The following is a 6,297-nucleotide window of genomic DNA, read 5'->3' on the forward strand; positions in this document are numbered from 1 at the left end:
CCGGAGACAGAATAGAAAATTATGAATACGATGATAATGGAAATGTAATAAGTACAACTTATACAACTTCTTCCGAAAACACAATATTCACAAATACCACAAATTACGAGTATGATGCGAGTGGAAATATATTAAGCTCGACTTCTTATCGTTCCGATGATAGCGGTATTATATCAATGTCAGTAAAGAAATACGATGTAGATGGGAATATATTAAATACAATTTCTTATCAAGAAGGCCTAGTGAGTGCTATCTATAAATATGGTACGACTAAAAATGAGATTGTATTAGAAAGAATAGATTATAACTATGATTCTAGCGGTACACTGTTAGAGGAAACTCATTATAACTGGGATAATTCAATGTATAAATATGATGGCAGTGGAATTTTAATACAATACAGAGAAAAGAAATATTAACTTGAATTATTCACGGCTGTATAGTAGTATACCTGCAAAATTTGCTGTAGATACTGTTATCACTTGTAACATCATTTCCGATGGGCTTGTCGGTTAATACCGATTTTTCTCTTTTTTGAAAAAAGGATTTCAGGGGCCGGTATGACTCATGCGAGTCACACCGGCTCACGTTTGGGACTATCTATTTTCCGATAGCCCTTTTCTTTTTGCTTTATAGGAAGTTTCTCATCCGGGGCGGATACCTTTTGGTTTTCCGCCCTGTTTTTCTTGTGCGTCAAAAGGCCTAGAATCATAAGCGCCGGGAAAAGAATGGCGGCAAAGATGCCTGCCTTCAGATTATCCCCAAAGTACCCGGAAATCAGTCCCACGTATGTAGGGCCGCCGGAACAGCCCATATCCCCTGCAAGGGCTAACAGCGCAAACAAAAGTGTTCCGCCCCGTTTCAGGGAAGCGGAGGCGATGCTGAATGCGCCTGGCCAGAGAATTCCCACGGAGAAGCCGCAGATGCCGCAGCCAATGAGGCTTAAGAACGGCAGAGGCGACAGGGAAATCACCAGGTAGGATACAATGCAGAGAAGAGAGCTGAGCAGCATGGCTCTTTTCAAATTGATTTTTTCGCCGCATTTTCCATAAAGAAGCCTGGAAGTACCCATCAGTATGGCAAAGAGCATGGGACCAGCCAGGTCACCCACGGTTTTGCTGACATGGAGGCCCTGTTCTGCGAAGGTGGAGGCCCACTGGCTGACGGCCTGCTCGCTGGCTCCTGCGCAGAGCATCACCAGCAGCATAACCCAGAACACCGGCTTTTGGGTCAGCTCCTTTAAGGAGTATCCGGCGTCCCCGCTGGAAATTAAGGGCAGAATAGGCGCCTTTGCAAACAAAATCAGATTGCACACTGGCAGCAATGCCCATAAAAGAGCAAGTATTCTCCAGTTTTCAATACCAAAGAGCAGGAAGAAAAGAGTGGAAAAAAGCACTACCCCCACATGGCCCCAGCAGTAAAAGGAATGCAGCAGGCTCATTGCCTTTTCCTTGTTGGCGGAGGGGAGAGCCTCCATAATGGGGCTGAGCAGCACCTCAAGGAGCCCGCCGCCTACGGCGTAAACGATTACGGACAGTAAAAGTCCTATAAAAGGAGAGGACATCTGATCCGGCAGTATGGTCAAAAGCACAAGACCTGCGGCAGCAAAGACATGGGCCAAAATGGCGGAGGCCTTATAGCCGATCCTGTCGATAAAGCCTGCGGACAAAAGATCCACTGTCAGCTGAATGGCAAAGTTTATAGTGATCAGCAAAGTGATGCGTGACAGAGAAATTCCGTAGGTATTGTGAAAGGTCAAAAATAAAAGAGGGGCAAAATTATTGACGATGGCCTGAATGATATATCCGATAAAACAGGCGGCCATGGTTTTTCTGTAGTCTGGCTGCATAGAAGTCTCCTTTCTTACTCATCTACGCTGGAAGGCGTTTGCGAAACTCGCTGGCAAAATCACGAACCTGGTCATAATAAACAAAAAACGGGTTCCGAAGCAGTGGCTCGTCACCCTTATTTTGGTTATTATGCCCAGTTTCTGATACCAGGGAGCGAGTTTCGCAATCACCTGTCATCCACGCTATTGTATCACAAGTGAAAAAGAAATGCTTGTAAAAAATGGGGGAGGAAGGCTACAATAAATAGGACAGCCTGCACAATGGATTTAAATAAGATACAAACAGGATACAAAAAAGAGGTAAATCAGAGGTAAATCATTGCAGGAAGAGACAGCATCAGGAAAGACAAAAAAGGTACAGAGGAGCGGGGATTATGTTAAAGATTTTGATTGCGGAGGATGAGGAGCCTATTGCGAATCTGATCAGGATGAATCTAAATCGGGCGGGGTATCAGTGTATATGGGCCCCGGACGGAGAGGAGGCAGCCGACAGGATGGCAAAGGAGCCCTTTGATCTGATCCTCCTTGACATTATGCTTCCGGGCATCAACGGCTATGAATTGATGGAATATGCAAAGGAGCTGGGAATGCCGGTGATTTTCCTGACAGCTCTGGGAAATACCGAGCACAAGGTAAAGGGGCTTAAAATGGGAGCGGACGATTATCTCACAAAGCCCTTTGAGATTGTGGAGCTTTTGGCGAGAGTAGAAGCCGTTCTGCGCAGATACCACAAGACGGAAACCATTCTGGAGGTGTTTGATGTGGTCATTGACACATCATCTCGTACGGTTCTGCAAAACGGGAGGCCCATAGCCCTTACCATGAAGGAATTTGACCTGCTTTTGCTGCTGGCCAGAAACCGGAATATCGCCCTTTATCGGGAGACCATATATGAAAATGTGTGGGGAGGGGAATACCTGGGACAAAGCAGGACGGTAGATCTGCACATTCAGAGACTGAAAAAGAAGTTAAAGTGGGAGAATGAGATCACGGCGGTTTACAAGGTGGGCTATCGACTGGAGGCATAGATGAGATTTGCAGACAAACTGTTTTTTGCAACCACGGCTCTGCTTGCGGTTGCCTTTGCCGTATTTGGAATCTGGATGGTGTCCTCTTACTTTCAGAATATATTGAACCGGGAAATTGAACGTTCAGATACGGAGAGCAGAATGTTCCAGTATCTGTTTGAGATGGCTTATCAATCTGCTGATGAGTACGGCGAAGAATATGCGGTGGTCAGGACAATCGACAGTATCATGGACAGCGTGGAAAAGGAAGGGCGCAAATGCTTTGTGACAGATGAGGAGGGCAATTTTTTCTACGGTGAAGAGCTGGCGCAGGAGACTTCTTTTCAAGAGATACTGGCGGGCATACGGGGGGAGATGCGGGAGGAGGATACCTATGCCTACGGCATCCGCCGCTTTAAAGAGGGCTATTATCTTTTCAATGTGTGCAAGGGAACTGCCGGAGAGGGCTTTTATTATCTGGGAATCTGCATGGAGCTGACGGATATTTACAGGGACAGGCAGCTTTTGTTAAACAGGTATCGGCTGGCGCTGATTTTATTGGTGGTTGTGGGAGGCGGCTTTATTTATGTGATTTCCCGTTACATGACAGGCCCGATCAGGCGTCTTGGATATGTGGCGCGCTGTATTTCTGAAGGAGAGTATGAAAAGAGGGCGCATCCCATGCCAAGGGACGAGGTGGGGGAGCTGGCGGAAAGCTTTAATGTGATGGCGGACCGGCTGGTGGAGCAGATGAAGGAAAAGGAGCTTAAGGCAAAGCAGCAGGAGGATTTTACGGCGGCCTTTGCCCACGAGCTGAAGACACCTCTTACTTCCATCATCGGATATGCAGATATGCTCAATTCGGTAAATTTGTCTGAGGAGGAGAAAAGAGAGGCATACTTTTATATTTACAGTCAGGGAAAAAGACTGGAAAGCCCTTCCCACAAGCTTTTGGAGCTTGTGAGCATGGAAAAACAGGATATGATAAGAAAGCCGGTATCCACAAGAAAGCTGGAGCAGAACCTGCGCACGGCCATGCGTCCGGTTTTCTCGAAGAAAAAGATTCATGGGAAGATCGCATTGGAGAAGGGAACGATTCTGGGAGATTATGAACTTCTTTTGTCTCTCTTGTATAATCTTTTGGATAATGCGGTCAAAGCGGTTGAGGAGGGCGGCTTTATCCTCCTGAAGGGAAGCCTGCTGGCGGAGGGCTATGAAATAAAGGTGGTGGATAATGGAAGAGGAATTCCGCCCAGGGAAATCCATCGTATCACGGAGGCTTTCTATATGGTGGACAAATCCCGTTCCAGAAAGGAGGGAGGAGCGGGAATCGGCATGGCTCTGTGTAAAAAAATCATCTCTCTGCATGGAGGTGTGTTAAAGATAGACAGCCGTCTGGGAGAGGGGACAGTGATCAAAGTCGTGTTTCCGATTGCAACTTTTTCTTAAATGTTATATAATAATCTACAAATTGCGACGGAAAGGGCGGGAAAAGGTTGGAAGCAGAGGGTTGTGAGAAACTTCTTTTGGAAGCGGTAAATGGTGACAGCAAGAAGGAGCGCATCTCCATCGACGATGCCTGGGGCAGAGTCTGCGCGGAAACGGTGTATGCTCCCTTTATGGTTCCGCCTTTCCCTAAGTCCGCCATGGATGGATATGCGGTCAAGGCGGAGGAAATAAAAAATGCAGCCAGAGAATGTCCGGTGAAGCTCACTGTAGCAGGTGAGCTGTGCGCCGGAGATTTTGCGTTATATGACAGAAAGCCCATGACGGCGGTGCGGGTCATGACAGGCGCCCCTGTGCCGGAGGGCTTTGACGCTGTGGTGCGGCAGGAGGATACGGATTACGGACAGGAAACGGTGGATGTGTATCGGCCGGTGGCTCCTTATACCAATTACTGTAAGGCGGGAGAGGACATCAAAGAGGGACAGTGTGTGGTGGAAAAGGGCGTCAGGCTTACCTCCCTGCACATTGGCCTGCTTGCCAGCCTGGGGATTGCGTATGTGGAGGCAGTGAAGCCCTTTCGGACGGCTGTCATTGCCACAGGCTCTGAGCTGTGTGCGCCGGGAGAAAAGCTTGGGCCCGGTCAGATTTATGACAGTATTTCCCATATGCTGTGCTCCTCCATACGCAGGGAGGGGCTTGCCCTTTCGGGCGCATGGATTTGCGCGGATGAAGAGGAGATTTTCCTTTCCCGCTTAAGGGAAGCCTGTCGGGAGGCAGACGTGGTGATTACGGCAGGAGGCGTTTCCGTAGGAAAAAAGGATATTGTGCCCTTTGTGTTAAAAAAGCTTGGGGCACGGGAAATTTTCCGCGGGGTGGATATACAGCCGGGAACGCCTACCATGGCGAGTATTTTGGGCAATACGGTAATTTTGAGCCTGTCGGGGAACCCTTATGCGGCGCTGGCTCACTTTGAGCTTTTTTTCTGGCCCTTGGCGGCAAAGCTTATGGGAAGCAGGGATTTCCTTCCCCGCAGGGAGACGGCGGTATTTTCAGGAGAATATGCAAAGGTAAACAAGAGACGGCGCCTTTTGAGAGCTTTGGCCGCAGAGGGGCATGTGGAGCTTCCTTCCGGGATTCATGCTTCCTCTGTAATCCATAATCTGGCGGACTGTAACTGCTTTATAGATTTGGAGGCGGGCAGATGCCTTCATCAGGGTGATACGGTAAAAATCAGATACTTCAAGGGGGAATGACAGGGATGAAACTAAGCGTTGGCATCCTTGCAGGCGGCAGAAGCAGCCGGATGGGCTGCAATAAAGCGCTGCTTACCATAGAACATAGACGATTTCTGGATAAGATTGCAGAAGAGATGAGCGCCTTTGACCAGGTGCTTGTTTCTGCTGCGCACAAGGAGGATTATCCTGAATGTGGATTTCCTGTAGTGGAGGATGTGCACAGAGACATCGGCCCCATAGAGGGAATTTATCAGGTGATAAAACATGCCTCCAACGATTATGTTTTTGTCTGTGCTGTGGATATGCCCAATATATCCAGGGCGCTGGTTTCATATCTGGCGGAGTTTATCTGCTCGGATTACGACTGCTATGTGCTTACGGACGAGGACAGAATCCATCCCCTGTGCGCTATTTACTCCAAAAAGGCGCTGCCTGCCTTAGAAAAACTGATTCAGGAGAAAAACTACAGGCTTCGGGATATTTTTCGTCTCGTTCCCACAAAATATATCCGGCTGGAGAGCAGCTGCTTTTCCAAAAAGACGATAAAAAATGTCAATACTCGTATAGAGTACCAAAAAATCGTGCTTCCGGTGACCTTCTGTGTCAGCGGCTGGAAGGACAGCGGAAAAACAGGGCTTATCATAAAGCTGATTAATGAGTTTATCAAAGCAGGCTATACTGTGGCGGTGATCAAACACGACGGCCATGCGGACTCGATGGACCATAAGGGGACCGACACCTACAGGTATGCCGAAGCGGG

6 protein-coding genes are annotated in these 6,297 nt (G+C 48.1%); 5 read left to right on the forward strand and 1 reads right to left on the reverse strand.

Annotation, left to right across the window (positions count from 1 at the left end; translation table 11 throughout):
* The coding region (locus AC1WIP_RS09840) for a hypothetical protein (RefSeq protein ID WP_481141671.1) at nt 1–419 on the forward strand (419 nt) is incomplete at its 5' end.
* Between the two features lie 155 nt (nt 420–574).
* Here AC1WIP_RS09840 and AC1WIP_RS09845 read toward each other — a convergent pair.
* Nucleotides 575–1,849 (reverse strand): MFS transporter, encoded by a 1,275-nt coding sequence (locus tag AC1WIP_RS09845; RefSeq protein WP_481141672.1) that lies wholly within the window; start codon nt 1,847–1,849, stop codon nt 575–577.
* A 374-nt stretch (nt 1,850–2,223) separates the two neighbouring features.
* Between AC1WIP_RS09845 and AC1WIP_RS09850 the strand changes: the two genes are divergently transcribed.
* The 4 genes from AC1WIP_RS09850 to AC1WIP_RS09865 form a co-directional block, all read left to right on the forward strand.
* Nucleotides 2,224–2,877 (forward strand): response regulator transcription factor, encoded by a 654-nt coding sequence (locus AC1WIP_RS09850; RefSeq protein ID WP_481141673.1) that lies wholly within the window; start codon nt 2,224–2,226, stop codon nt 2,875–2,877.
* Nucleotides 2,878–4,305 (forward strand): sensor histidine kinase, encoded by a 1,428-nt coding sequence (locus tag AC1WIP_RS09855; RefSeq protein ID WP_481141674.1) that lies wholly within the window; start codon nt 2,878–2,880, stop codon nt 4,303–4,305. It begins immediately after the preceding gene.
* Between the two features lie 47 nt (nt 4,306–4,352).
* Nucleotides 4,353–5,555 carry a molybdopterin molybdotransferase MoeA gene (locus AC1WIP_RS09860; RefSeq protein ID WP_481141675.1) on the forward strand — a complete coding sequence of 401 codons (1,203 nt, stop codon included), beginning with the start codon at nt 4,353–4,355 and terminating at the stop codon, nt 5,553–5,555.
* 5 nt (nt 5,556–5,560) lie between these two features.
* Nucleotides 5,561–6,297: molybdopterin-guanine dinucleotide biosynthesis protein MobB (locus AC1WIP_RS09865; protein ID WP_481141676.1), on the forward strand; the 737-nt coding region annotated here is incomplete at its 3' end.

Source organism: Acetatifactor sp. (assembly GCF_982438285.1).